The organism is Pseudomonas sp. CCC3.1 (assembly GCF_034347405.1).
Taxonomy (GTDB): Bacteria; Pseudomonadota; Gammaproteobacteria; order Pseudomonadales; family Pseudomonadaceae; genus Aquipseudomonas.
On sequence record NZ_CP133778.1, the window covers coordinates 2,891,291 to 2,918,214 of the forward strand.

23 protein-coding genes and 1 riboswitch are annotated in these 26,924 nt (G+C 58.5%); of the genes, 17 read left to right on the top strand and 6 right to left on the bottom strand.

From position 1 onward, the window contains the following. Positions 1 to 97 precede the first annotated feature (97 nt). Positions 98 to 991 (bottom strand): LysR family transcriptional regulator, encoded by an 894-nt coding sequence (locus RHM56_RS12770; protein WP_322241606.1) that lies wholly within the window; start codon positions 989 to 991, stop codon positions 98 to 100. Positions 992 to 1,096: 105 nt separating this feature from the next. On the opposite strand from RHM56_RS12770, the gene RHM56_RS12775 reads away from it, so the two are divergent. The 5 genes from RHM56_RS12775 to RHM56_RS12795 all read left to right on the top strand — a co-directional run bounded on the left by RHM56_RS12775 (position 1,097) and on the right by RHM56_RS12795 (position 4,838). Next, positions 1,097 to 1,762, top strand: coding sequence for an RraA family protein (locus RHM56_RS12775; protein WP_322241607.1), 666 nt, complete (start codon positions 1,097 to 1,099; stop codon positions 1,760 to 1,762). Continuing rightward, on the top strand, positions 1,762 to 2,424 hold the full coding sequence (locus RHM56_RS12780) for an RraA family protein (protein ID WP_322241608.1): 663 nt from the start codon (positions 1,762 to 1,764) through the stop codon (positions 2,422 to 2,424). The genes RHM56_RS12775 and RHM56_RS12780 overlap by 1 nt, the downstream gene beginning before the upstream one ends. Beyond that, a complete protein-coding gene (locus tag RHM56_RS12785) occupies positions 2,424 to 3,638 on the top strand; it encodes a pyridoxal phosphate-dependent aminotransferase (RefSeq protein ID WP_322241609.1) in 1,215 nt (404 codons plus the stop codon). Before RHM56_RS12780 ends, RHM56_RS12785 begins: the two co-directional genes overlap by 1 nt. A 118-nt stretch (positions 3,639 to 3,756) precedes the next feature. After that, positions 3,757 to 4,320, top strand: coding sequence for a nicotinamide riboside transporter PnuC (pnuC, locus tag RHM56_RS12790; protein WP_322241611.1), 564 nt, complete (start codon positions 3,757 to 3,759; stop codon positions 4,318 to 4,320). Continuing rightward, the gene (locus RHM56_RS12795; protein ID WP_322241612.1) at positions 4,317 to 4,838 is read left to right on the top strand and encodes an AAA family ATPase; all 522 of its coding nucleotides are present in this window, start codon (positions 4,317 to 4,319) and stop codon (positions 4,836 to 4,838) included. Before pnuC ends, RHM56_RS12795 begins: the two co-directional genes overlap by 4 nt. Positions 4,839 to 5,250: 412 nt before the next feature. Here RHM56_RS12795 and RHM56_RS12800 read toward each other — a convergent pair whose 3' ends face one another. Beyond that, positions 5,251 to 6,576 (bottom strand): sigma-54 dependent transcriptional regulator, encoded by a 1,326-nt coding sequence (locus tag RHM56_RS12800; RefSeq protein WP_322241614.1) that lies wholly within the window; start codon positions 6,574 to 6,576, stop codon positions 5,251 to 5,253. Between the two features lie 353 nt (positions 6,577 to 6,929). On the opposite strand from RHM56_RS12800, the gene RHM56_RS12805 reads away from it, so the two are divergent. Then, positions 6,930 to 7,196 (top strand): hypothetical protein, encoded by a 267-nt coding sequence (locus tag RHM56_RS12805; RefSeq protein WP_322241615.1) that lies wholly within the window; start codon positions 6,930 to 6,932, stop codon positions 7,194 to 7,196. A 55-nt stretch (positions 7,197 to 7,251) separates the two neighbouring features. Here RHM56_RS12805 and RHM56_RS12810 read toward each other — a convergent pair whose 3' ends face one another. The 4 genes from RHM56_RS12810 to cobW form a co-directional block, all read right to left on the bottom strand. Further along, entirely contained in the window at positions 7,252 to 7,980 is a 729-nt protein-coding gene (locus RHM56_RS12810; RefSeq protein ID WP_322241616.1) for a vWA domain-containing protein, read from the bottom strand. Beyond that, on the bottom strand, positions 7,905 to 8,909 hold the full coding sequence (locus RHM56_RS12815) for an ATP-binding protein (protein ID WP_322241617.1): 1,005 nt from the start codon (positions 8,907 to 8,909) through the stop codon (positions 7,905 to 7,907). Before RHM56_RS12815 ends, RHM56_RS12810 begins: the two co-directional genes overlap by 76 nt. A gap of 108 nt (positions 8,910 to 9,017) precedes the next feature. Continuing rightward, positions 9,018 to 12,788, bottom strand: coding sequence for a cobaltochelatase subunit CobN (gene cobN, locus RHM56_RS12820; protein ID WP_322241618.1), 3,771 nt, complete (start codon positions 12,786 to 12,788; stop codon positions 9,018 to 9,020). A gap of 3 nt (positions 12,789 to 12,791) precedes the next feature. After that, complete coding sequence (cobW, locus tag RHM56_RS12825; protein ID WP_322241770.1) at positions 12,792 to 13,862, bottom strand: cobalamin biosynthesis protein CobW; 1,071 nt, start codon at positions 13,860 to 13,862, stop codon at positions 12,792 to 12,794. Positions 13,863 to 13,955: 93 nt separating this feature from the next. Next, positions 13,956 to 14,154, bottom strand: a riboswitch (cobalamin riboswitch). Positions 14,155 to 14,329: 175 nt separating this feature from the next. On the opposite strand from cobW, the gene efeU reads away from it, so the two are divergent. From efeU to RHM56_RS12880, 11 genes are all read left to right on the top strand, one after another. Then, positions 14,330 to 15,172, top strand: a complete 843-nt coding sequence (gene efeU / locus RHM56_RS12830; RefSeq protein WP_322241620.1) for an iron uptake transporter permease EfeU — start codon at positions 14,330 to 14,332, stop codon at positions 15,170 to 15,172. An 8-nt stretch (positions 15,173 to 15,180) separates the two neighbouring features. After that, positions 15,181 to 16,374 carry an iron uptake system protein EfeO gene (gene efeO / locus RHM56_RS12835; protein WP_322241622.1) on the top strand — a complete coding sequence of 398 codons (1,194 nt, stop codon included), beginning with the start codon at positions 15,181 to 15,183 and terminating at the stop codon, positions 16,372 to 16,374. A gap of 17 nt (positions 16,375 to 16,391) precedes the next feature. Then, positions 16,392 to 17,705: an iron uptake transporter deferrochelatase/peroxidase subunit gene (efeB, locus tag RHM56_RS12840; protein ID WP_322241624.1), complete on the top strand. Its 1,314-nt coding sequence runs from the start codon at positions 16,392 to 16,394 to the stop codon at positions 17,703 to 17,705. 43 nt (positions 17,706 to 17,748) lie between these two features. Beyond that, the gene (efeO, locus tag RHM56_RS12845) at positions 17,749 to 18,573 is read left to right on the top strand and encodes an iron uptake system protein EfeO (protein WP_322241625.1); all 825 of its coding nucleotides are present in this window, start codon (positions 17,749 to 17,751) and stop codon (positions 18,571 to 18,573) included. A gap of 625 nt (positions 18,574 to 19,198) precedes the next feature. Continuing rightward, complete coding sequence (gene arnC, locus RHM56_RS12850; RefSeq protein WP_322241626.1) at positions 19,199 to 20,230, top strand: undecaprenyl-phosphate 4-deoxy-4-formamido-L-arabinose transferase; 1,032 nt, start codon at positions 19,199 to 19,201, stop codon at positions 20,228 to 20,230. Beyond that, a complete protein-coding gene (gene arnA / locus RHM56_RS12855) occupies positions 20,227 to 22,218 on the top strand; it encodes a bifunctional UDP-4-amino-4-deoxy-L-arabinose formyltransferase/UDP-glucuronic acid oxidase ArnA (RefSeq protein WP_322241627.1) in 1,992 nt (663 codons plus the stop codon). Before arnC ends, arnA begins: the two co-directional genes overlap by 4 nt. Then, a complete protein-coding gene (arnD, locus tag RHM56_RS12860; protein WP_322241628.1) occupies positions 22,218 to 23,102 on the top strand; it encodes a 4-deoxy-4-formamido-L-arabinose-phosphoundecaprenol deformylase in 885 nt (294 codons plus the stop codon). Before arnA ends, arnD begins: the two co-directional genes overlap by 1 nt. Beyond that, positions 23,099 to 24,748 (top strand): lipid IV(A) 4-amino-4-deoxy-L-arabinosyltransferase, encoded by a 1,650-nt coding sequence (gene arnT, locus RHM56_RS12865; protein WP_322241630.1) that lies wholly within the window; start codon positions 23,099 to 23,101, stop codon positions 24,746 to 24,748. Before arnD ends, arnT begins: the two co-directional genes overlap by 4 nt. Then, a complete protein-coding gene (arnE, locus tag RHM56_RS12870) occupies positions 24,745 to 25,089 on the top strand; it encodes a 4-amino-4-deoxy-L-arabinose-phosphoundecaprenol flippase subunit ArnE (protein ID WP_322241631.1) in 345 nt (114 codons plus the stop codon). Before arnT ends, arnE begins: the two co-directional genes overlap by 4 nt. Then, a complete protein-coding gene (arnF, locus tag RHM56_RS12875; RefSeq protein WP_322241633.1) occupies positions 25,086 to 25,493 on the top strand; it encodes a 4-amino-4-deoxy-L-arabinose-phosphoundecaprenol flippase subunit ArnF in 408 nt (135 codons plus the stop codon). The genes arnE and arnF overlap by 4 nt, the downstream gene beginning before the upstream one ends. Then, the gene (locus RHM56_RS12880) at positions 25,490 to 26,854 is read left to right on the top strand and encodes a UDP-glucose/GDP-mannose dehydrogenase family protein (RefSeq protein WP_322241634.1); all 1,365 of its coding nucleotides are present in this window, start codon (positions 25,490 to 25,492) and stop codon (positions 26,852 to 26,854) included. Before arnF ends, RHM56_RS12880 begins: the two co-directional genes overlap by 4 nt. The last annotated feature ends 70 nt before the right edge of the window (positions 26,855 to 26,924 follow it).

Here is a 26,924-nt window from a genome sequence, read left to right on the forward strand (position 1 = left end):
AAAGATGGCCTCAATGTCACGGCTCTTGCGCCTTGTGTACATTCCTTTTTCAGTAAGGTCTTGATACGCCAAACCTATCAAATCAACCCTTTCAGACTCAGGCCTTATCGCGCAGCCGAGCAATGATGTCATCGATCAGCGGGTTCGGCCGATCCGCATTCCAGGCCACGGCTGTCGTCACCACATTCAGTTTTTGGCTCAGCGGACGAAACACCACATTGGCAGGTGCCAGTTTTTTCAAGGACGCCGGTACCAGTGCAATGCCTTGCCGATAGCTGACAAAGGCAATTTGCGAGGCCACCGAACGCACTTCGTGCAGCACGCGCGGGGAGAAGCCGCTGGCCCGACAGGTCGCGATCAGGTTGTCGAAATACACCGGGCTGACCTTGCGGGCAAACATCACCAAAGGCTCATTGGCCAGGCTGGACAGGCTGATCCGCGTGCGCGACGCCAATGGGTGATCGACTGCCAGGGCCACTACCAAGCGATCCTCCAACAGCGGCAATGATTGAATGGAGGTGCCCAGGTCGCCATCCAGTCGGGCGAACGCCAGGTCAATGTCGGCTGACTCAAGTGCCGGAATCGCCTCAACGCTATCGATTTCCCGTACCGAGACGGTCAGGTGCGGATAGTCGATTTTCAGCTGTTCGATCAAACGTGGCAGCACATCGAACATCGCGGTGGAAATGGCGCCGATGGTCAGTACCCCAGACTGCCCCGCCACCGCTTCCTCCACGGCCAACTCCAGACGCTCGAGCTGATCTGCAAATTTACGCACTGCCGGCAAAATCGCCGCGCCCACCGGGGTCAATTTGGCGCCGCGTCGCGAGCGGTCGAAGAGTGTGACCTTGAGCGCCTGCTCAAGCACCTGAATTTGCTCACTGAGCGGCGGTTGCGACATGCCCAGACGCTTGGCAGCACGGCCAAAATTCTGTTCTTCGGCAACTGCCAGGAACAGCCAGAGGTGACGGATCAGACGAAAATTGATCATAGATATTCCATAGGTTTAGCGTATCTAATGCTTCTGTGATTCGTAATATACCTATCAAACACGCTCATCAACACTGGGCGCCTCCGTCACCCCAGAGGCTACCCCATGAAGCACACCCCTTTGCTGGACCGACTGGCCGCGCTGGACACCAATACCGTGTCCGACGCCCTCGATTTTCTTGGCTTGGCGGGCGCCACTGTAGGCTTACGACCTTTGTGGAATTGCCCGAAAATCGTCGGTCGCGCCAGCACCGTATTGCTGGCCCCCAAGCTCGATACCGCGCCCTCGGTACACCTGATTACCCCGGTGATTGAACAGATCGACAGCGACGACCGGGTGCTGGTCATCGCCGGTGGGCTCGAAGGCATCTCGTGCTGGGGCGATATTCTGGCCAACGCAGCTGTACGCAAACAGGTGCGCGGCACCGTTATCGATGGTTTCAGCCGCGACATCGACGGCAGCGCAGCGATGGGTTATCCGGTGTATGGGCGCGATGTCACCATGATCAGCGCGCGCAACCGGGTGATGCAGATCGATGCCGCTGTCACCATCAACGTGGCAGGCGTCGACGTCAGCGAGAATGACTATGTGATTGCCGATAACTGCGGCACGGTGTTCGTCCCCCAACCCCATATCGAGCAGGTGCTCGACCTCGCAGAGCGCATCAACCGCCGACAAGAAGCCATGGTTGAGGCGATACGCGCTGGCCGCTCGGTCGCTGAAGTGATGCACGACAGCCATTTCGATGCAATCCAGACGGAGCACGCCTGATGAATACTGAAGATCAAGCACTGGTCGCCCTGTTTGCAGGGCTGGACACACCGGGCGTCTCTGATGCGCTGGACAAACTCGGGCTGCCCGGCCAATGCCTTGGCATCGCGCCGCTGGACAACTACAGCGCTGTCGTAGTGGGCCCCGCCTTCACCGTGCAATACGTCTCAGCCAGCGTGCCGCCTGGCACTGTGGGCGATTTTATCGACGACGTTGCGCCCGGCGACGTGGTGGTTATCGACAACGGAGGCCGCACCGACTGCACGGTCTGGGGCGACATCATGACCCAGTACGCGGGCAGCCGGGCTATCGCCGCAACCGTGATCGACGGTGTTTGCCGAGACGTGAGCAAGGCCCTGAGTGACGGCTACCCGGTGTTCAGCAAAGGCCGCTTCATGCGCACCGGCAAAGACCGCGTGCAGGTGCAATCAGTCAACCAGCCCGTATCGATTGGCAGCGCCCGTGTCTGTGCGCGTGACATCGTGGTCGCTGACGCCAATGGCGTGGTGATTGTGCCGCGAGCACGGGCCGCAGAAGTCGCGGCCTGTGCCCGCCAGATCGAATCGGTCGAAGCGCAGATTCGCACCCTGATCACACAAGGCAAAACCCTTGAGCAAGCCCGAACAGCCTTGGGTTATCACAGTTTGCAAAGGAAAGTCTGATGAGTGCCGATATTCAGCGTCTGAACCAGCGTTTGGCCATCGCGCAACCTTCGGCTACGTATCGCATCATCGACAGCGTGGCAGAGCGTCGGGCGAAAGGCGCGAAGATCATTTCGCTCTGCGCAGGCGAGCCGGACTTCGATACCCCGGCACATGTGCGCAAGGCGGCGATTCAAGCCATTGAACACGGCCATACCCGTTACACCCAAGTCGCTGGCGTACGTTCATTGCGCGAAGCCGTTGCCGCCAAATTCCAGCGTGAAAACGCTCTGGACGTCAGTTGGCAAGACACGCTCGTGTGCAGCGGCGGCAAGCAGGTGATCTACAACGCCCTGGCTGCGACGCTCAATGAGGGTGATCAAGTCATCGTTCCCGCGCCCTATTGGGTCAGTTACCCCGAGATGGTTCAGTTGTGTGGCGGTGAGTCCCGGATCGTAACGTGCGATGCCGACACGGGATTCAAACTGACCCCCGCCGCGCTGGCCGCAGCGATTACACCCCGCACGCGCTGGTTGATCCTGAACTCGCCGTCCAATCCAACCGGCGCGGTGTACAGCCGCGATGAACTGCACGCGCTGGCCGAGGTGCTATTGGCCAACCCGCATGTGCTGATCCTGGCCGATGACATCTACGAGCACCTGATTTTCGACGATCAGACGTTCTTCACCCTGGCCCAGGTTGAGCCGCGACTGGCTGCCAGAACCCTGACCATGAATGGCGTTTCCAAGGCGTACGCCATGACAGGTTGGCGCATCGGTTTTGCCACAGGGCCGCGCTGGTTGCTGGATGCCATGGAGAAACTGCAAGGCCAGCAAACCTCGGGGGCCAGTTCTGTTTCGCAGCAGGCAGCGTTGGCGGCATTGGAGGGACCGAAAGACTTTATTCAGCACAGTCGGGCGGTGTTTCAGAAGCGTCGAGACAGGCTGGTTGAGCAGTTGAATGCCATTGACGGGCTTGAGTGCGCGAGCCCGGCCGGTGCGTTTTATGTCTTTGCCAAGTGTGCCGGGTTGATTGGCCGTACCTCGGCCGCAGGACGCGTGCTGCACACCGATGAAGACGTCGCCCATGCATTGCTCGACGAAGCTAATGTGGCCGTGGTGCCGGGTAGCGCTTTTGGTCTGGCGCCGTACCTGCGGATTGCTTATGCCCTGGATGATGCGTCACTGATGGGTGCCTGCGAAGCGATTCGCGGGTTTTGCAACGCCCTGGAGTGAGCTGACCTCGCGATCTTTTGATCTTTTAATTTGAAACCCAGTTTGAGGACGTCACGGCACACAAATGCAGGCACTGCGGGTACAATCGCCGGCCTTCCCTCACCACCAAGGATTACCCATGTCAGGGCTTGAACTGTTTGCCGCCGTGCTAGGCGTCATTGCCGTTTGGTTAACAGTCAAACAAAACCCTTGGTGCTGGCCCATCGGGCTGGTGATGGTGCTGCTCTATAGCTGGATTTTCTTCGATGTGAAGCTGTATTCCGACATGCTGCTGCAAGTGGTGTACGCGGTGTTGCAGTTGTATGGCTGGTGGCAGTGGACCCGTTCCGGGGCGCAGCATCAAGGTCGTCAGGTCACGTCGCTGAACGCCCGGCAAATATCGACCGGTCTGGCTATCGGTGCCATCGGTAGTCTGGCACTCGGCGCCGCTATGGCTCACTGGACCGACGCTGCCCAACCCTGGCTGGACGCAGCGCTGACCGCTTTCAGTCTGGTCGCCCAGTTGTGGATGGCCCAAAAACGCCTGCAATGCTGGGCGCTGTGGTTTGTGGTGGATGTGATTTTCGTCGGCCTGTTTGTCTACAAAGGGCTGTACCTGACCGCCGGGCTGTATGCCCTGTTCACGGTCATCGCCATTCAGGGCTGGCGTGACTGGCGCCTCGATCCGGCGCTGCGCACATGAAAGTGGTGGTACTGGCCGGCCCGGAGTCCAGCGGCAAAAGCTGGCTCGCGGAACAATTGCAGGCACACTTCGGCGGCCTTTTGGTGGGTGAATACGTGCGCTCTTTCATCGAGCAAAACCAACGCGATACGTGTCTTGCAGACATTCCGGCCATCGCTCGTGGCCAACTCGCCCAGGAAGATGCGGCCCGCGCACAACAACCTGAATTACTGATTCTGGACACGCATTTGCTGAGCAATATGCTCTGGAGCCAGACCTTGTTTGGCGACTGCCCGGCCTGGCTTGAACGGCAGTTGCTTGAACGTCATTACGATCTGCATTTACTGCTGTCACCCGAACACGTGGAGTGGACTCAAGACGGCCAGCGCTGCCAACCCGCTCTCGCCGATCGCCAGGCGTTTTTTAACGCCAGCCGCAAATGGCTGGAACAGCATCAACAACTTCTGCAAGTGATTACCGGCGACTGGCACGCTCGCCACCTACAGGCCTTTAACGCTGTCGAACAGTTACTGGCTTAAATCGCAAAAGTGTCCATTTCTGAAACACTCACTGCCCACAGGAGCCTTGTAAACACAGGGCTCTAATAGTTAGCCGGCAATCTGTAACGTTTCTGAAACACACGATCAGACCGCCATCCCTCCCGCCGCGGCCTATACCTTTAGTGCATTAATGGCTTTAAGCCATATCAAGAATGAAACACTTTCTGTGCGTGCAGACTGATAGTTGTTTGCGGGCATTTGTTTTTAAACACTAAATTAAAGTCGGCACATCTTTTGCTCTGCTCTTTTCAGCACTTTATTACAACTAGAAAGTTTCACTGTTTAACCTGCTGATGAAGAACGGAGTCTGACATGCAACCGACCGACGCTTTAAAACCCCTGGTTTTTGCACTAGCAGCATTGATTGCTGCAGCAGCACGAACGCCACGCGCTAACGAATTTGATGCTTGTGCAACAACCGATAAAAGGTAGGCCGCGAGACACCCAGCACTTTGGCAGCGGTACTCAAGTTGTTCGAGTGCCGATGCAGTACATCGCACAGGGCCTGACGCTCAGCACGCACTTTGTAGTCTTCAAGGGTGCCTATGGCAGGCATGGTAGCGGGCTGTACTTCCAGGCCCAGATCGGCGGCTTCGATTTGCCGTCCTTCCGCCAGCACCAGCCCACGCCGAACGCGGTTGGCCAGTTCGCGGACATTGCCAGGCCAAGGGTGATTGCCCAGCGCAATCAGTGCGCCATCACTGAATGAGCGCGAACGGCGGCCCGTCTCTTGGCTGTACAGGCGCGAAAAATGGTTGGCCAACAGACTGATGTCACCGTGACGCTCATGCAAGGGAGACATTTGCACCTGCAAGACATTGAGCCGGTAGTACAGGTCTTCACGAAAGCGCCCCTGAGCGATGGCCGCTTCAAGATCGACATGGGTGGCCGCAAGAACGCGCACATCGACAGCAATCGGCGCGCCGCCGCCAACGCGTTCAATGTGTTTTTCTTGCAGGAAACGCAACAGGCTGGCTTGCAACTCCAGGGGCAAGTCACCTATTTCGTCCAGGAACAGCGTGCCACCGTTGGCGGTTTCGATACGCCCGATCTTGCGTTGATGGGCCCCGGTGAACGCGCCTTTTTCATGGCCAAACAGCTCTGATTGAATCAGGTGCTCCGGGATGGATCCGCAATTGATCGCGACAAAGGGCTGATCATGACGCTTGGATTGACGATGCAGGGTACGCGCGACCAGTTCTTTGCCAGTGCCGCTTTCACCACGAATCAATATCGGCGACTGGGTGGGCGCGAACTTGCTCAACAGTTTTCGCAAGTCACGAATGCTTCGGCTTTCACCCAACAGTTCATGGGCATGGGGATCGATATGAATCAACGCCTGCTCGCGCAAACGGGACATGCCAAACGCTCGACCGAGCGTGACCTGAACCCGTGGCACATCAAACGGCAAAGTATGGAAATCAAAAAACCACTCACAGACAAAGTCACCGATATTTTTCATCTTTAAAACATCAGCACTCAGCACTGCAATCCACTCAGTACCGCTGCGGTTGATCATTTCTTTAACGGCTTCGGGACGTTCAAGGTGCGAAGGCAACAACCTGAATAAACCGACATCACAAGAGCGATTACTGACCGACTCCAGGCTGCAACTGTCCACCGACCAGCCAACACTCTGGAGTTCTGGTAATAAATGGTGACAATCTTCACACGGATCAACCACTAACAGGCGTCGAGGTGAGGGCATTGCAAACATGACTGATCCTTGGCGTCAAAAAACAAAAAGAGTTTTAGAAACATAGTGTTGGGGAGACTGACCGTAACGGTAGCAACAAGTAAGGCGGGGACTTGTACCGTTTATTTATAAGCGCAATAGCAATATGACATTAACCCTCGCAAACAGAGGACTCGGGGATTCCCCAGCCACTTAAACGGATACGCGCAGGTGTTACAGAATTGATTTAAATCAGTCTGATAAAAAAACTTTTAAAAAAATGACCCATTCGTGTGACCTGAACCGGCTCTGAGGGCATCAGTACAAGTAACCAACCGAACGGTACGCCCAGCCGACGGTTAATCATTTGATGGGCACCCATGAGAGATGACCCTATGAACGCCCCGCTCCGTTTCAACGAAGCACTTTTGATTGCCGGCCACGCCTTTGAACCTTTTCAATGTGTTGCCTGGGCAGCGCAAGACGGTCACGGCGAATTGAGCCTGACAGTCATTGACCGCACCAGCACCCGCATCGGCCGCAAGCAAATCCCACGCAGCGCCTGCTCGGACGCCGCCCAGCTCGAACACCTGCTGGCACAAGCTAGGACCGAGTTGAGCAACGAAGGCTACGCCCTGCAACCATGGGTCATGCCGGCATAACAAGCCGCACACTCGTGTAGACGCTGCCGCAGGCTGCGGCAGCGTCTACCGTGTTTTAACCATCGATATGTTGGTAGTCGATTCCCAACTCTGCCGCCATTTGCCGGGCGCGCCCCAGACGAATCGGCCCCCTCTCTATATCAATCAACAGCCCAAGGCAGTCCAGTCCGGGCAGCGACGACCGCTCTTTTAATCGTCCATCTGTGACCAACAAAAACCGCTGTTGCTCCTGTGAAAACTGCTTGCGACGCACCTCAAGCCAACGCACGACTTCGTGCAACGCGTCCAGCAACGGCGTGCCACCGCCAGCCCCCAGCCCCTCCAGCCACTGATCCAGCGCTTTTGAAGCCTTGGCGCCGCTGACGTGCCACTGCGGCGCACTGCCGCTCGCGGTCATCACTGCTACCCTGGCACGCTGGCGATAGGCATCGTCGAAAAGTTGCGCCAGCAAACCCTTGGCATCACTCAATGCCTGATTCCGGCGGGTTGACGCAGAAGCATCAATCACCACCAGCCACAGTTCCTGAGCTGCACCTTTACGCGCTTTATGGGCCAGGTCTTCGCGCGTTTTCGGGCGGCCGCGCAGCAGGGTTTGCACCCAATCAATCGCGCCATTCTCAGCATAGCGACTGGCACCCAGGCGGCCTTGTTCGAGTATTCCCGGTCGGGGTTTGGCATCCGCCCCCGCAGTTGATCGAGGGCGAATGCCTAGGGCTTTTTTGGCCAGCTCGGCACTTCTCGACGCGCGCCCATGGCTTGCGGTTGCGCCGCTAACTCGCCCCATTGCCCCTGCCCTGAACTTGCAGAATGGCCTGCCGATTGGGCAGATGACTGCGGCTCGGGGGTCGGTGCTTGCGGGGTTTGCTCACGACGGCGATGACGCAAGGCAAACTCGGCGACCGCATCAATGTCATCCAGACTGATGGATTCTGCCCCGCGCCAGGCCGTATGCGCCCGCGCCGCCCTCAGCCAGACCAGATCGGCACGCAAGCCATCGACACCCGCGGCGTAACAACGCTCGGTAATCACGGCCAATGACTGATCATCCAGTTCAATCTGTTGCAAGCCGTCTCGCGCCTGCTGGCAACGTTGACGCAAGGCGTCTTGCGCCTGCGCCCACTGCGCACAAAAGCCCTGCGGATCGGCATCAAAAGCTAACCGGCGACGGATGATTTCTCCGCGCTCCGTCGGCTGCGGCTGGCTGTCCATGGCCACGTTCAAGCCAAATCGGTCGAGCAATTGCGGGCGCAGTTCGCCTTCTTCGGGGTTCATGGTGCCGATCAGCACAAACCGCGCCGGGTGGCGATGGGAAATACCATCACGCTCCACCACGTTAATGCCGCTGGCGGCGACGTCCAGCAACACGTCCACCAAGTGATCCGCCAGCAGGTTGACTTCGTCGACATACAGCACCCCGCCATCGGCCTTGGCCAATACACCGGGCGAAAATTGCGCCTTGCTCTGGCCCAGCGCCGCGTCCAGATCTAGGGTGCCGACCAAGCGCTCTTCAGTCGCGCCCAACGGCAACGTCACAAACGGGCCGCTGGCGAGCACATCGGCCAGGCCACGGGCCAGGGTCGATTTGGCCATGCCGCGCGGGCCCTCGATCAACACTCCGCCAATTTTCGGGTCAATCGCCGTCAGGCACAGCGCCAGTTTCAATGAGTCCGCGCCGACCACCGCCGACAGCGGGAAATGGGGGGTGTCAGTCATGTACAAAACCTTTTCAGAATTATCACGCCCTTGTAGGAGCGAGCTTGCCTCACGATCTTTTTAAGATCAAAAGATCGCGAGGCAAGCTCGCTCCTACAGGGTTCAATTTCAATCTTCTTCGATGTCCAGCAGCAGGTCTTCCAGCGCCTGGCGATATTCGCCCGGCTCACTCCACAGACCTCGCTGCTGCGCTTCAAGCAAACGCTCGGTCATGTCGCGCAGTGCATGCGGGTTATGTTGCTGCACAAATTCACGGGTGTCCGGGTCCAGCAGGTAGGCATCGGCCAGCAACGCGTATTGGTGGTCGTCGATCAACTGGGTCGTGGCGTCAAAGGCAAACACATTATCGAGGGTTGCCGCCATCTCGAACGCCCCCTTGTAGCCATGGCGTTTAACCCCTTCGATCCACTTCGGATTCGCCGCCCGCGAGCGGATCACCCGATTCAGTTCTTCTTTGAGGGTGCGAATTTTCGGCACGTCGGGCTGGCTGTGGTCGCCATGGTAGCTGGCGGCCGTTGTGCCACTCAGGCTTTCGACGGCTGCCAGCATGCCGCCCTGAAATTGGTAATAGTCGTTGGAATCGAGCAAGTCATGCTCGCGATTGTCCTGATTCTGCACCACCGCCTGCACCTGACTCAGGCGCTGGGCAAACTGGTCACGGGCAGCCGTGCCTTCATCGGTGCCGCCATAAGCGTAGCCACCCCAGTTCAGGTACACCTCAGCCAGGTCTTCGCGGCTTTGCCACACGCGACCATCAATGGCGTTTTGCACGCCTGCGCCATAAGCACCGGGTTTGGCGCCGAAAATACGCCAGCCCGCCTGACGCGCCGCCAACTCAGGGGCCAGGCCGTCGCGCTCAAGCTGCTCGCGTTCACGGCGTACCTTGGCCGCCAGCGGGTTCAGATCATCAGGCTCGTCCAGCGCAGCCACCGCTTGCACCGCTGCATCAAACAGGCGGATCAAGTTGGCAAAGGCATCGCGAAAGAACCCCGACACACGCAAGGTGACATCGACCCGTGGCCGGTCGAGCAGGCTGACCGGCAAGATTTCAAAGTCATCGACGCGCTGGCTGCCCGTGGCCCATACCGGTCGTACGCCCATAAGGGCCATGGCCTGGGCAATGTCGTCGCCCCCGGTGCGCATGGTCGCCGTGCCCCAAACCGAGAGCCCGAGCTGACGCAGGTGATCACCGTGATCTTGCAGATGACGTTCAAGAATCAGAGTGGCGGACTGGAAGCCGATACGCCATGCGGTGGTTGTGGGCAGGTTGCGCACGTCTACCGAGAAAAAGTTACGCCCGGTGGGCAGCACGTCCAGCCGTCCGCGGCTCGGCGCACCGCTTGGCCCGGCTGGCACAAAGCGCCCGCTCAGCGCATCGAGCAAACCCTGCATCTCAGCCGGGCCGCAGGCATCCAAACGCGGCGCCACAACCGCCAGCAACGCATCAAAAATGGAACGTACTTCGACCCACTGCTCACCTTCTGGCAATTGCAGGCGGCCTTCCAGTGCCTGCTCTATCAACAGCGCCGCATACAGTTCCAGACGTTCTCGGGTGTCTCCCGCCGTGCGCCACAGCGCCTCGCTAACGGCTTGCAATTCGGGAGGTTGACGCGTCACCCATGGCTCGGCCAGCGCGCAATCCAGCGGATCGAAGCCCAATTCAAAGGCTTTCGCCAAGGCCCGCAACAGGCTTGATTGAGCGCCACGGCCATCGCCACGGGGAATACGCAGCAACGCCAGCAACGTGTCGATACGCAGGCGCCCAGCCGGTGACTCACCAAAAATATGCAGCCCATCGCGGATTTGCGACTCTTTTAAATCGCACAAGTAGGTGTCCAGACGCGGCAACCAGATCGCCGCATCGGCGTCGCTGTCGAGGTTCTCGTCCAGTTGCAGCTCACGATCGATGTGAGTGTCACGCACCAACTTGAGAATGTCGCGCTGCAACTCGCGGGCGCGGCGCGGGTCGAGCAATTGTGCTTCGTAATACTCGTCGGCCAGCAGCTCAAGATCGCGCAACGGGCCGTAGGTTTCAGCCCGGGTCAACGGCGGCATTAAATGGTCGATGATCACTGCCTGAGTGCGGCGCTTGGCCTGTGCGCCCTCGCCCGGATCGTTGACGATAAATGGGTACACATTCGGCATGGGGCCGAGAATCGCGTCTGGCCAGCAATGCTCCGACAACCCGACGCCTTTGCCCGGCAACCATTCCAGGTTGCCGTGTTTGCCAACGTGCACCACGGCGTGAGCGCCGTAGGTGTGGCGCAACCAGAAGTAAAACGCCAGGTACGCATGGGGCGGTACCAGGTCCGGATCGTGATAGACCGCGCTGGCGTCTGCCTGATAACCACGCGCCGGCTGAATGCCAACAAAGGTCAAACCAAAACGCAGCCCGGCGATCATCAGACGGCCGCTGCGAAACATCGGGTCATCTTGCGGCGCGCCCCAGCGTTCATTGACCGCTTGCTGATTGGCCTCGGGCAACTGGCTGAACATCGTCCAGTACTCATCCAGCCCCAGGCTTTGATGGCATGGACGCAGGTCAAGGCTGTCGAGGTCGTTACTGACGCCGCCCAGCAAAGCCTGAATCAATGCGGTCCCGGACTCCGGCAACTCGGTGTCCAGCGGATAGCCCTGCACCTGCAAGGCCCGCAGAATATTCAGCGCAGCGGCCGGAGTATCCAGCCCCACGCCATTACCGATGCGACCATCGCGGGTCGGGTAGTTGGCCAGAATCAGGGCGATGCGTTTTTGCGGGTTTGGCACGCGAGCCAGCTCAACCCAGCGCCGCGCCAGCTCGGCGACAAAGTCCATGCGTTCCGGCTGCGCGCGATAGCACACCACATCCGACTGGCTGCGCTCACTGCGCCACGCCAAGTCTTTAAAACTGACCGGACGGCTGATGATTCGCCCGTCCAGTTCTGGCAAGGCAATGTGCATCGCCAGATCACGCGGGCCAAGGCCTTGTTCGCTGTCGCGCCAGCCGGGTTCGTTGTCTTGGGCACAAATGGCCTGAATGACCGGGATATTGCGCCGGAACGGGCGCAAGTGAGGCGCTTCGGGACTGGACTGGGCAAAGCCAGTGGTATTGAGAATGACCCCGGCCTCGACCTCGTCGAGCAGGTCCTGAACCACCGTCAGGCAGCCCGGCTCTTTAAGGCTGGCGACTGCAATCGGCAAAGGGTTAAGCCCTGCCGCTTGCAAACGCTGGCAAAACACATCGACAAACGCAGTGTTGGCCGCTTGCAAGTGCGAGCGATAGAACAGCAGCGCCGCCACCGGCTGCCCGGCGTGCCAGTCAGCCTGCCAGTGCTTGAGTTCGGGGCTGGTGTGCTGCGGGTGATAGATGGCGGTGCGCGGCAAGGTCTGCGGCTCATCCCACGGGTAATCGCGGCCCAGGCATTGGCTGGCCAAGCAGCGATAAAGTTGCAGCGCATTATGCCGCCCGCCCTGACGCAAAAAGTGCCAAAGACGCTCGCCCTGTTCGGCGGGTACAGTGCTCAGCGCACTCAACTCAGGGTCAGGACGGTCATCGCCCGGCACCAGAATCAGCGTCACGCCGCGCTCGGCCAACTGCATCAGGCGCTCAATGCCGTAGCGCCAATAACCAATTCCGCCGTGCAAGGACAGCAGAATCACTTTGGCGTGTTGCAGCACCTGGTCGACGTACAGATCGACCGAGCCATGGTTTTGCACCTGCATCGGGTTTGCCAGACGCAGGCTTGGATAATCTTCAGGCAACTGCTGCGCGGCGTCCGCGAGCAGTGCCAGGCTTGAATCACCGCTGCACAGGATCACCAGCTCGGCGGGGGTTTGGCCTAAGTCGGCAATGTTGTCGTCCGATACAAAGCCACCGGGCTGGGTCCTGAGCAAATGCATGGTTTAAACGCTCAACGCTGTACGCAGGGTGGACTCAAGCAGTGCGGCGTCCAGGTCCTGGCCAATCAGAACCAGCTTGGTGGTGCGCGCCTCATCACTGCCCCAGGCGCGGTCGAAGTGCTTGTCAAAACGCGTGCCCACGCCCTGAATCAACAAACGCATCGGCTTGCCAGGAATCGCCGCAAAACCTTTAACCCGCAGGATGTCGTGCTTGACCACCAATTGCGTCAGGGCGTCCAACAGCACACGCTCCTCTGCTTGTGGCAGCTCAATAGAGATGGAGTCGAAAGCATCGTGGTCATGATCGTCGTGGTCATCATCGCCATCGTGGTGATGGTCGTGGTGGCTGTGACGGCTGTCGATGTGGTCTTCGGAACCGGCGCCCAGACCCAGCAAAATGTCCAGGGGCAGACGACCGCTGCTGGCCTCAATGATTTTCACCGCCGGTGGCAGCTCTTCAGCCACTTCGGCACGCACTTTGGCCAGGTCTTCAGGGTTGATCAGGTCCGCTTTGTTGAGGATCACCAAGTCAGCGCTGGCCAATTGATCGGCAAACAGTTCGTGCAGTGGCGACTCGTGATCCAGGTTCGGGTCGAGTTTGCGCTGGGCATCCACCTGATCCGGGAAGGCGGCAAAGGTGCCCCGCGCCACTGCCGGGCTGTCGACCACAGTGATCACGGCGTCAACGGTGCAGGCGCTGCGGATTTCTGGCCACTGAAAAGCTTGAACCAGCGGCTTTGGCAAGGCCAGGCCCGAGGTTTCAATCAGGATGTGATCGATGTCACCACGACGGGCAACCAGTTCGCGCATCACCGGGAAGAATTCTTCTTGAACGGTGCAGCACAGACAGCCGTTGGCCAGTTCGTAGACGCGGCCGTTGGCTTCTTCTTCGGTGCAGCCGATGGAGCATTGCTTGAGGATTTCGCCGTCGATGCCCAACTCGCCGAATTCGTTGACGATCACCGCAATGCGGCGACCTTGGGCGTTGTCCAGCATGTGGCGCAGCAAGGTGGTTTTGCCCGAGCCGAGGAAGCCGGTAACGATAGTGACGGGGGTTTTGGCCAGTGTTTTCATCGGATGCCCTTTGGCAAAGCGGCGGGCAAACGGGACGACGACCGTCTCATACGAGCGGTAAACATTCGCCACCGGATCACCCCGCCCGGTTGAATTAAGAATCTGACACGAGGCAGGTCTCCTGGCTTACGGCTGGGGGTCTGCCCTAGGCAGCCCCATTCCCTGCGCCTTCCCGCTTACAAGCAGTGGCGTGGCAGGGTAAATGACCGTTTACAGTTGCGGGGGCAGCCGCGGCATACCGCGTTCCCGTCTTAGCTTCGCGTTGCGAAGAACCTCGAACGTGCAAGGCTACGCAGTGCTTTGTAACAGGTCAATGTTAGCGCTGTACTAGAGGCATCCAAGCCCGCAGAGTCGATGCCACCCCTTCGTTCAGCCACCGTTCAGCCAATGAAATCGATTCTTGTTTGGCAATACGTATCAATATGTTACAAATTGACACTATCAATTCGTAACGCGGTGTTCTGCCCATGCTGGTTCCATTTCTGATCATGCTGCGCGAAGGTATCGAAGCCGCGCTTATCGTCGGCATCATTGCCAGTTACCTCAAGCAAACCGGGCGTGGGCAGTGGATGCCTGCGGTCTGGATTGGGGTTTTCCTCGCCGCCGCCTTGTCGCTGCTGGTCGGCGGTGGCCTGGAACTGATGAGCGCCGAATTCCCGCAAAAACAGCAGGAATTGTTCGAAGGCATCGTCGGCCTGATCGCCGTTGGCATTCTCAGCTCCATGGTGTTCTGGATGCGCAAGGTCGCCCGCTCGATCAAGCATTCTCTGCACACCTCTCTCGACCACGCCCTCGCCGGCTCCAAACATCAAGTCACCGCGCTGATTGCCATGGTGTTTTTTGCAGTGGCACGTGAAGGGCTGGAAACCGTGTTTTTCCTGCTCGCGGTGTTCCAGCAAAGCGAAGGTCCGGCCGCACCTCTGGGCGCCCTGCTCGGGCTGATTCTGGCGATCTTCGTGGGCTTTGCTATTTATAGCGGCAGCATGCGCCTGAACCTGGGGCTGTTTTTCCGCTGGACCGGGCTGTTCATTCTGGTGGTCGCCGCTGGCATTTTGGCCAATTCGGTGCAAGCCCTGCACGAAGCCGGGCTGTGGAATCACCTGCAAGACGTGGTCTTCGACATTAGCGCCACGCTGCCGATGGACGGCCCGCTGGGTTCGATCCTGGCCGGGATGTTCGGCTATCAAGACGCACCCACTGTCAGTGTGATCGGCGCCTATGTGATTTATCTGGTGGTGACGTTGGTGATGTTCTTCCGCTCCCCGGCACCGCCCAAAGCCATCCAACCCTCTTCAGTGACGAACTCATAAGGTCCTGCATGTCTACCCCTGCAAGCGGTACACCCCCACGCGCGCTGCGCTGGGCTGTGGCCGGCTCGGTGATCGTAATGATCGCGGCCGGCGGGTTGTTCTACTACGCCTCGCAACTGGCTGCGGCCAAGCGCAAGGTGCACAGCAATGAAATCACCGTAACGATTCACCCTCACAGTTGTGAACCCAACGCCCTGACCGTGCCCGCCGGCTTTAACAGTTTCCGTATCGTCAACGCCTCGGAACGTGCCGTCGAATGGGAAATCCTTGACGGCGTGCTAGTGATCGAAGAGCGCGAGAACATTGCTCCCGGTCTCAGCCAGGTGATCAACGCCAACCTCGCGCCCGGTGATTACGCCATTACCTGCGGCCTGCTCAGCAACCCGCGCGGCACCCTGCACGTCACACCGACCGCGGAATCGGAAGCCAACGCCAAGGCGCGCCCATCCATGGTGGCGTTCATTGGCCCTTTGTCAGAGTTCCGGGTGTACTTGAGCAGCCAGGGCAACGCGCTGATCAAGGCTGTTGACGCCTTGTCGCAAGCGATTGCCAGCGGCGACTTGCAGCAGGCACAGGCCCTTTATGTACCGGCACGCGAGGCCTATCAGCGCCTGGCCCCGGCCGCACAACGCCTGGCTGAACTGGACAACGCCATCAACGCCCGCGCCGATTACTTCGAAAAACGCGAACAAGACCCAGGCTTCAGTGGTTTTCATCGCCTCGAATACGGCCTGTTTGAGCAACACAGCACCCAAGGCCTGGCGCCGATTGCCGAGCAATTGCAAGCCAATGCGTTACTGCTCAAGCAACAACTGCTGGCGCAATCGCTGCCGCCTGAACAGTTGGTCAATATTGTTTCGCGCACATTGCACAACCTGGCGGACACCCGTGCCGCCAGCGGCGAAGAAGAGCGTTACAGCCACATCGACCTGAACGGTTTCGCCGCCAACCTTCAAACCACGCGCAAGGTGGTCGATCTGCTGCGCCCGTTACTGGCCAAAAACAATGCCGACATTCTGCTCAACATTGATACCGCCAGCTCCGCGCTTGAAGCCGTACTCAGCGGCCTGAAAACCGATAAAGGCTACCTCACGTACGACACGGTGAGCGCGGCCCAGCGTCAAGAAATCAGTAACAAGGCCAAGGCTCTGGCCGATGCACTCGATGGAATCGATCCAGCCCTCGGCCTTTCCGGCCTGTAATTGCAGACGAGACGTACATGAGCGATTCAGACAACAGCCCTAGCGAATTCAATCTGCAACGCCGCCGCGTGCTCCTCGGTATGGGGGTCGCAGGTGCCGCACTGGCTGGCAGCGCCCTGAGTTGCCCGGCCATGGCGGCCAGCGCCAACGCGCAAGTCACCCAGGCGCCCAGCAGCGACAAGACCCAGGACCATCACGCGTTCCACGGCCAACACCAGAACGGCATCGTAACCCCGCGCCCCGCAGCAGGCATGCTCGTGTCCTTTGATGTGCTGGCCAGCGACCGCAAAGACCTGGAGCGCCTGTTCCGCACCTTGAATGAGCGCATTGCGTTCCTGACCAAAGGCGGCCCAGTACCCCAGGTCGACCCCAAGTTACCGCCAACCGACTCCGGCATTCTCGGCCCGGTCGTCACCCCGGACAACCTGACGGTGACGGTGTCGGTCGGCGAGTCGCTGTTCGATGAGCGCTTCGGCCTGAGCAGCGTCAAGCCCAAGCGTCTGAGCCGCATGCAGGGCTTTCCCAACGATGCGCTGGAGCCCGCACTCTGCCACGGCGATCTGAGCCTGCAGTTTTGCGCCAATACCGCCGACACCAACATTCACGCTCTGCGCGACATCGTGAAAAACCTGCCGGACTTGCTGCTGGTGCGTTGGAAGCAAGAAGGTACTGTGCCGCCGCAAGCCCCAACGAAGCCGGGCGTACCGCCACAGAGCGCGCGCAACTTTTTGGGTTTCCGTGATGGCTCGGCCAACCCGGACTCCAATAACAACGCTGTGATGAACACCATTGTCTGGGTCCAGCCGGGCAGCGACGAACCGCATTGGGCAGTGGATGGCAGCTATCAAGCGGTGCGCATCATTCGCAATTTTGTTGAACGCTGGGACCGCACCCCTCTGCAAGAGCAACAAAGCATCTTCGGCCGCAACAAGGCCAGTGGCGCGCCGATGGATGGCCAGCACGAGACCGACGTTCCGGATTACAGCAAAGACCCCGAAGGCAAGGTCACCAAGCTGGACGCTCACATCCGCCTGGCCAACCCGCGCACTGCCGAAACCAGCAACAGCTTGATCCTGCGTCGCCCGTTCAACTACTCCAACGGGGTTAACAAAAACGGCCAACTGGACATGGGCTTGCTGTTCATTTGCTACCAGAGCGATCTGGACAAAGGTTTTATCGCGGTACAGACCCGACTCAACGGTGAGCCTCTGGAGGAATACCTCAAGCCGATTGGCGGCGGTTACTTCTTCACCTTGCCGGGCGTGCGCAACGATCAGGATTTCATTGGGCGCTCGTTGCTCAATGCCGCTGCACCGCTCACCCGCACTTGATCTCAACCCCAACCTAAACCTAAAACACACCGGATACAGTCCCATGAAGAAGACGCCGCTCGCACTGCTCATCGCTCTAGGTTTGCTGCACACCCCGCTCTCGGTATTCGCGGCGACTGCACCCCTGGATCTGGTGCAACCTATTTCCGACTACAAAATTTACGTCACTGAAGAAATCGACACCCTGGCGCAAGAAACCCAGAAATTCACCGACGCCATTAAAAAAGGCGACCTGGCCACTGCGAAGAAGCTCTACGCACCGACCCGCGTGCACTATGAGTCGATTGAGCCGATTGCCGAACTGTTCAGTGACCTCGATGCCTCCATCGACTCCCGGGTTGATGACCACGAAAAAGGCGTGACCGCTGAAGACTTCACCGGTTTTCACCGCATTGAATACACCCTGTTCTCCGAGAACAGCACCAAAGGCCTGGACGCCCTGGCTGACAAGCTCAACACCGACGTCAAAGACCTGCAAACCCGCGTGGCCGGTCTGACCTTCCCGCCCGAGAAAGTGGTAGGCGGTGCTGCCGCACTGATGGAAGAAGTTGCCGCGACCAAGATTTCCGGCGAAGAAGACCGCTACAGCCACACCGACCTGTATGACTTCCAGGGCAACGTAGACGGCGCGAAGAAAATTTTTGATTTGTTCCGTCCGCAAATCGCCGCGAACGACAAGGCATTTGTCGCCAAGGTCGACAAAAACTTCGCCACCGTTGACAAGATTCTGGCCAAATACAAAACCAAAGAGGGTGGTTTTGAGACCTACGACAAAGTCAAAGATAACGATCGCAAGGCGCTGGTCGGCCCGGTCAACACCCTGGCCGAAGACTTGTCGACCTTGCGCGGCAAGCTGGGCTTGAACTAAAAACCCTGTAATCAGCAATGCTGCTCACTTAGGCGTTACGCACGGCCAACTGTAGGAGCGAGCTTGCCTCGCGATCTTTTGATCCTTGAAAAGATCGCGAGACAAGCTCGCTCCTACAAGATTGGCGTTCACTTAAGAGAACAGACTGGCTGTCTATCGGCGCCAATCGATGTGATGCACATCACATATCTGCAGGTTGGCGCTGCAGGTTTTTTAACGTTAAAAAATCTGCTTTTTGTTTAAGCATTGACACACGTCACTGTTTAAATTCGTTAAGTTCCTATCAATATTTGCATTCGTAACACTCCCGCTATTCATCACCAAAGCTGCTGTTTAAGCGCTATTCATTGGTTCCTGAATAGCACCTGTCTAGCGGTTAGAAAAAACACACACTTGATCTAACTTTCATAGGTTTTTCACAATAGTGCGTTTAACGTATGCCTCATCTAGCGGGGGTAGCCCCAATAGTTTGCAACAAAATCATGTAGATAACGTAGTTCGATGACTTTACCTTCGTCAGTTTTAAGCTTTACTGCCTGTAGGCGTAGCCTCTCTAGGACGCCCGTATAGGCTGACTTCTGAGACAAGTTATCTTGTGCCATTGAAACTGACTGGAACGAAAATTTTGAAACCCTACCCTATCCAGTGTGTGTCGATCGTCATTCCGGTCTACAACGAAGAACAGAGCCTGCCCGAATTATTGCGGCGTACCGAGGCGGCCTGTGTCCAGTTAACCCAACCTTACGAAATCGTACTGGTCGATGACGGCAGCCGCGATCAATCGGCGCAAATCCTCCAGGACGCGGCTGAACGTGAAGGCAGCTCTGTTGTCGCGGTGATCCTTAACCGCAACTACGGGCAACATGCCGCGATCATGGCCGGCTTCGAAAACTCCAAGGGTGATGTCGTCATTACCCTGGACGCCGACCTGCAGAACCCGCCGGAAGAAATCCCGCGCCTGGTCGCTCAAGCAGCCCTGGGCTATGACGTCGTCGGCACCGTGCGCAATAACCGTCAAGACTCCGCCTGGCGCCGCTGGCCGTCACGCCTGATCAACCTTGCGGTGCAACGTTCCACCGGCGTTGCCATGAGCGACTACGGCTGCATGTTGCGCGCTTATCGCCGTTCGATTGTCGACGCGATGCTGGCTTGCCGTGAACGCAGCACCTTTATCCCGATTCTCGCCAACAGCTTTGCCCGTCACACCACCGAAGTGTTGGTGCAGCATGCTGAGCGCGAGCACGGCGATTCAAAATACAGCCCGATGCGCCTGATCAACCTGATGTTCGACTTGATCACGTGCATGACCACCACCCCCTTGCGCCTGCTGAGCATCATCGGTTTCAGCATGGCGTTGCTGGGCGGTGTATTCGCCATTCTGCTGATCGTCTTGCGCCTGATCTTTGGCGCTACCTGGGCTGGCGACGGTACGTTTGTACTGTTTGCGGTGCTATTCGTATTCACCGGCGGCCAATTTATCGGCATGGGCCTGCTGGGCGAATACCTGGGACGCATGTACAGCGATGTACGTGCACGGCCACGCTTCTTTATTGAAAAGATCGTGCGCGCCGAGCCTGCTGATGTTTGCGTTACAACCAGTCACTCGTCTTCTACTAGCAACTCGTCTTCTTCTACTTCGACACAGGTCCAATCATGAGTTTGAAAGCCGTTGTTTTCGCCTATCACGATATTGGCTGCACAGGCATCGAAGCACTGCTCAATGCAGGCTATGAAATCGCTGCTGTGTTCACCCATGCGGACGATCCCAAGGAAAATAACTTTTACGGCTCTGTGGCCCAACTGTGCGCCCGTAAAGGCATCCCGGTGCACGCGCCGGAAGACGCTAACCACCCACTGTGGATCGAGCGCATTCGCAAGCTGAATGCCGATTACATCTTCTCGTTCTACTACCGCAACCTGCTGGGCGAAGAACTGTTGAACAGCGTCAGCAAAGGCGCGTTCAACCTGCACGGTTCCCTGCTGCCGCGCTACCGTGGTCGCGCACCCGCCAACTGGGTGCTGGTCAACGGCGAAACCGAAACCGGCGTCACCTTGCACCGCATGGTCAAACGCGCCGATGCCGGTGACATTGTTGCCCAGCAGCGCATCAGCATTGAGCGCAGCGACACCGCACTGAGCCTGCACGCCAAGCTGCGCGAGAGCGCTGCCAACCTGCTGGCCGAAACTTTGCCGGTGCTGCCGGAAGGCAAGCTCAAAGAAACCCCGCAAGACGAATCCAAGGCCACTTACTTTGGTCGTCGCACCCCGGCTGACGGCTTGCTGCAATGGGCACGCCCGGCTGAAGAACTGTTCAACCTGGTTCGCGCTGTGACCCAACCGTACCCGGGCGCTTTCTGCTCCGTGGGCGAACACAAACTGATTGTCTGGGGCGCCGAAGTGGTCGCTGGCAACCAGGGCCATGCACCGGGCCAAGTCATCAGCTGCGACCCGCTGCGCATCGCGTGCGGCCAGGACTCTCTGGTCATTACAGCCGGTCAGCGCAACGATAACGGTCTGTACCTGAGCGGCCCGCAACTGGCCCGCGAACTGGGCCTGGTTGAAGGCTCGCGCCTGCGCGGCAGCGAATCCGGCCGTCCGGCCCGTCGCACCCGCGTCCTGATCCTGGGTGTGAACGGCTTTATCGGTAACCACCTGTCCGAGCGTCTGCTGCAAGACGACCGTTTTGAAGTGTATGGCCTGGACATTGGCTCCGACGCCATCGATCGCCTGCGCAGCCACCCGAACTTCCACTTCGTGGAAGGCGACATCAGCATCCACACCGAGTGGATCGAATACCACATCAAGAAGTGCGACGTCGTACTGCCGCTGGTGGCCATCGCCACCCCAATCGAATACACCCGCAACCCGCTGCGCGTGTTCGAACTGGACTTCGAAGAAAACCTCAAGCTGGTTCGTTACTGCGTCAAGTACAACAAGCGCGTGATCTTCCCGTCCACGTCCGAAGTGTATGGCATGTGCCAGGACAAGAACTTCGACGAAGACACCTCCAACCTGATTGTTGGCCCGATCAACAAGCAGCGCTGGATCTACTCCGTGTCCAAGCAACTGCTGGACCGCGTGATCTGGGCTTACGGCCAGAAAGGCCTGAAGTTCACCCTGTTCCGTCCGTTCAACTGGATGGGCCCGCGTCTTGACCGTCTGGACTCTGCTCGTGTTGGCAGCTCGCGCGCCATCACTCAGTTGATCCTGCACCTCGTGGAAGGTACGCCGATCCGCCTGGTTGACGGTGGCGAGCAAAAACGTTGCTTCACCGACGTGGCGGACGGCATCGAAGCCCTGGCCCGCATCATCGAGAACAAAGACGGCAAGTGTGACGGCCAGATCATCAACATCGGCAACCCGGAAAACGAAGCCAGTATTCGTGAGCTGGGCGAAGAGTTGCTGCGTCAGTTCGAAGCGCACCCACTGCGTGACAACTTCCCGCCGTTTGCCGGTTTCCGCGATGTTGAAAGCCAGTCGTTCTACGGCACCGGCTATCAAGACGTCAGCCACCGCAAACCAAGCGTGGAAAACGCCCGTCGCCTGATCGACTGGACACCGACCACCGAGCTGAGCGAAACCATCGGCAAGACTCTGGATTTCTTCCTGCGTGAAGCCATGGTTGAAATCGCGGAAAAACGCTGATGCAGGCTGGACTACGTATTGATGTCGACACCTACCGAGGCACCCGTGAAGGGGTGCCGCGGTTACTCGAACTGCTCGACGAAGCAGGCATTAAAGCCACGTTCTTTTTCAGCGTGGGGCCGGACAACATGGGCCGCCATTTATGGCGGCTGATCAAGCCCCAATTTTTCTGGAAAATGATGCGCTCCAAGGCGGCTAGCCTGTATGGCTGGGATATTTTGCTGGCCGGCACCGCCTGGCCAGGCAAACCTATCGGCAAGGATCTGGGGCACTTGATGCGCCAGACCCTGGCCGCTGGCCACGAGGTCGGCCTGCACGCTTGGGATCACCATGGCTGGCAGGCCAACACCGGACGCTGGAGCGAGGCGCAACTGATCGAGCAGATTCGCCGGGGCGTCGACACCCTGAGCGACATTACCGGGCAAGCAGTCGAGTGTTCGGCCGCCGCCGGTTGGCGTGCAGATGAACGCGTAGTCCAGGCCAAAGAAACCTTTGGCTTTCGTTACAACAGTGATTGCCGCGGGCACAGTCTGTTTCGGCCAAGGTTGGCCGACGGCAGACTGGGCGCGCCGCAAATCCCTGTGGACTTACCCACTTTCGATGAAGTAGTCGGACCTGAGCTGAGCGCTGCCGACTTCAATTCATACATTCTTGATCGTTTCAGCCCTCAAAAGCTGAATGCGTACACCATTCATGCAGAAGTAGAAGGGATTCTAATGGCTAATGACTTCCGTCAATTGCTGGCGCAGGCCCGTGCCCGTGACATTCAGTTTCAGCCACTGCGGGACTTGCTTCCCGCCGATCTCAACAGCCTGCCGGCCGGGCAATTGAGCCGTGGCGTACTGGACGGCCGTGAAGGCTGGCTGGGAGTGCAGAAGCCATGACTCAACGCTGGGCGATACCGCTGCTGATTCTGGCCTTCATTGCGTTTTACCTGTTACCCCTGGGTACCCACGGTCTGTGGATCCCGGATGAAGCGCGTTACGCGCAAATCGGCCAGCAGATTCTGGTCGACGGTAACTGGGTCACCCCGCACTTCATGGATTTGCGCTACTTCGAGAAGCCGATTGCTGGCTACTGGATGATTGCCATCGGGCAAGCCATTTTTGGCGAAAACCTGTTTGGCGTACGAATTGCCTCCGCGATTGCCACTGGCCTTAGCGTACTGCTGGCCTACCTCGTGGCCCGCCGCTTGTGGAATGACCCGCGCAAGAGCTTTGCCTGCGCACTGGTGTACATGACCTTCGGCCTCATTGCAGGCCAGGCCGGTTACTCCAACCTCGATCCGCAGTTCACTCTGTGGGTCAACCTGAGCATGGTTGCGCTGTGGTTTGCAGTCGACACCCAATACACTCGCCAGCGTCTTTATAGCTGGGCCTTGCTGGGCTTTGCCTGCGGCATGGGCTTTATGACCAAGGGCTTTTTGGCCCTGTTGCTGCCCGTGCTGATCGCCCTGCCCTACATGATCTGGCAAAAGCGCTTCCTGGAGCTGGTCAAATACGGCCTGCTCGCGATGCTGGTGGCGGCCATCGTCTCATTGCCTTGGGTGCTTGCCGTGCACGCCCAGGAACCGGACTACTGGCGCTTCTTTTTCTGGCACGAACACATTCGCCGCTTCGCCGGTGAAGATGCACAGCACGGGCGCCCTTGGTGGTTCTACCTGCCGCTGATGGTGGTTTCCAGCCTGCCGTGGGCCGCGCTGCTTCCTGCCACCCTCAAAGATGCCTGGACACAAAAACGTCATGCCAGCGTGATTTTTGTCCTGATGTGGCTGTTTTTTCCGCTGGCCTTGTTCAGCCTGAGCAAGGGTAAGCTACCGACCTACATCATGCCTTGCATGCTGCCGCTGGCCCTGTTGCTGGGCCATACGCTGATGAATCGGGTTGAACACGTCAAAACCCTTTCATTGCGCATGAACGGTCTGGTCAATCTGCTGCTGGGCAGCGTTGCCTTGCTGGCGCTGATCTTCTTCCAGATCAAAAAACCGTTTTACGACAACGAACCCCTGCACATAGCGTTATTGGTCGTGGTGCTGCTGACCTGGATTGTCACTGGCCTGCTGGCCATGTCACGCCCGGTAAAAATGTGGGCCGCGCCTGCCGTCGCCATGGGCGTGCTGGTGCTGGTACTGCCAGCCAGCATGCCGAGCAGCGTGGTGCACAACAAAATGCCAGACCAGTTTGTGCTTCAGCATCTGGATGCATTAGCCCCTGCCAAAACCCTGCTCAGTAACGATCTGGGGGCGGCATCGGCGCTGTCCTGGCGCCTGCGCCGTCCTGACGTAACGCTTTACAACACCCAGGGTGAGGTCAAATACGGCCTGACCTATGACGATGCCAAAGGCAAAAGCATCGGCCTTGAAGACATTCAGGCCTGGCTGGCCGACGCGCGCCTGAAAGGCCCGGTAGGTGTGGTGATGCGGGTCAAGGACAGCGATGAAACCCATGAAATGGACATGCTGCCCAACGATGCCCAGCGTTTTGACGAAGGCAATATGGTGATTTTGATTTACCCGCAGACCGCTCCATGACCCTGGCCCTGTTGCTGATGGCGTGCCTGCTGACCTGCGCGGGCCAGGTCGCTCAGAAGTACGCGGTCGAAAGCTGGCGCGGACCGCAATCGGGGATCGCACACAAGCTGCGATCACCCTGGCTGTGGTTGGCCCTGCTGTGTCTGGGCCTCGGTTTGCTGGTGTGGCTGCTGGTGTTGCAACGCCTTGAAGTGGGCATCGCTTACCCGATGCTCAGCCTCAACTTTGTTCTGATCACTCTGGTAGCGCGCTACGTGTTTAAAGAAACCATCGACCTGCGGCACTGGATTGGCGTGGGTCTGGTGATTGCCGGTGTGGTTCTGCTGGGGCAACACGCATGAACCTGCGCCGTGGATTTTCCTTTGCGTGTGGCAGCGTATTACTGGTCAGCGGCGCCCAATTGGGCATGCGCTGGAGCATGACCCGCCTGCCGGAGCCCGCCCAATGGCTGAACGCAATCAGCCAAGGCGACGTATCACTGTCAGCGCTGGGCGTGGTATTTGCCGCGATCCTGGCATACGCGCTGTCGATGCTGTGTTGGTTACTGGCCTTGCGTGACCTGCCATTGGGGCGAGCCTACTCGCTGCTCAGCATCAGCTACGCACTGGTCTACCTGCTGGCCGCCAGCCTGCCGATATTCCATGAGAGCTTCACCCTTTCAAAAACCCTTGGCGTGACGCTGGTCATTCTAGGGGTGCTGACGATCAACTCTCGACGTCCCCCAGGTTCCAGGAACAGCGCATGAAAATCAGTGTATTTGGTAGTGGTTATGTAGGCCTGGTGCAGGCAACCGTCTTGGCGGAAGTCGGCCACGACGTGATTTGCATGGACATTGATCAGAAAAAGGTCGAGCTGTTACAGCAAGGTCACGTCAGCATTTTTGAACCGGGCCTTTCAAACCTTGTTCGTGAAAATCTCGAAAGCAAACGCCTGCGCTTCACCAGCGATGAAAAACTCGCCGTTGAACATGGCCAAGTGCTGTTTATCGCGGTCGGCACCCCCCCCAGCGAAGACGGCTCGGCAAACCTCAAGGCGGTGTTCTCGGTGGGTGACGCAGTCGGTCGCCACCGTGAAGAACCGGTGATTCTGGTTGAGAAGTCCACGGTGCCGGTTGGCACGGGTGACGCGCTGACCGCACACATCAACAACGCCCTGAGCAAGACCGGCCGTTCGTTGCAATTCGACGTCGTGTCTAACCCCGAATTCCTCAAGGAAGGCTCGGCAGTGAACGATTGCCGTCGTCCGGATCGCATCATTATTGGCTGCGAGCGCGATGAAGTGCGCGACGTGATGCGCGACCTGTACGCCCCGTTCAACCGCAACCATGACCGCATCATCAACATGGACTTGCGCAGCGCCGAACTAACCAAGTACGCGGCCAACTGCATGCTCGCCACCAAAATCAGCTTCATCAACCAGATCGCCGAACTGGCCGAGCACCTGGGCGCCGACATTGAGTCCGTGCGACTGGGCATCGGTGCCGACACGCGCATTGGTTACCACTTCATCTACCCTGGCTGCGGCTATGGTGGGTCGTGCTTCCCTAAAGACATGCGTGCGCTAATCCACAGCGCCCAGCAAGTCAATTGCTCCAGCGATTTGCTGCAAGCGGTTGAAGCCATCAACGAACGCCAGAAACACAAACTGTTCGACCGCATCAATGCCTTCTTCAAAGGCGACCTCAAAGGCAAAACCTTTGCCCTGTGGGGTTTGGCCTTCAAGCCCAACACTGACGACATGCGCGATGCCCCAAGCCGCGTATTGATGCAGGCGTTATGGGACGCGGGCGCAGACGTGCGTGCCTTTGACCCTGAAGCCATGCAAGAAACCCAGCGTTTGTACGGCGACGAGCCGCGTTTGAGCCTGATGGGTACCCCGGAGTCGACGCTCAATGGCGCTGATGCCTTGATCGTCTGCACTGAATGGCAACAATTCAAGGCGCCAGACTTCGACCTGATCAAGCAACGCCTCAAAACCCCTGTCATTTTCGATGGGCGAAACCTGTATGACGTCGAGCGCCTGACCCGTGCGGGCTTGCAGTACTTCCCGATGGGGCGTGGCGAGTCTTGCAACTTGCCGGTATCGCAAGGCGCAACGGCCGTTTAACGGTCTACCAACGCCGCCATTGGCTACCCCGTGGGAGCTGCCGCAGGTTGCGATCTTTTGACTTTGCTCT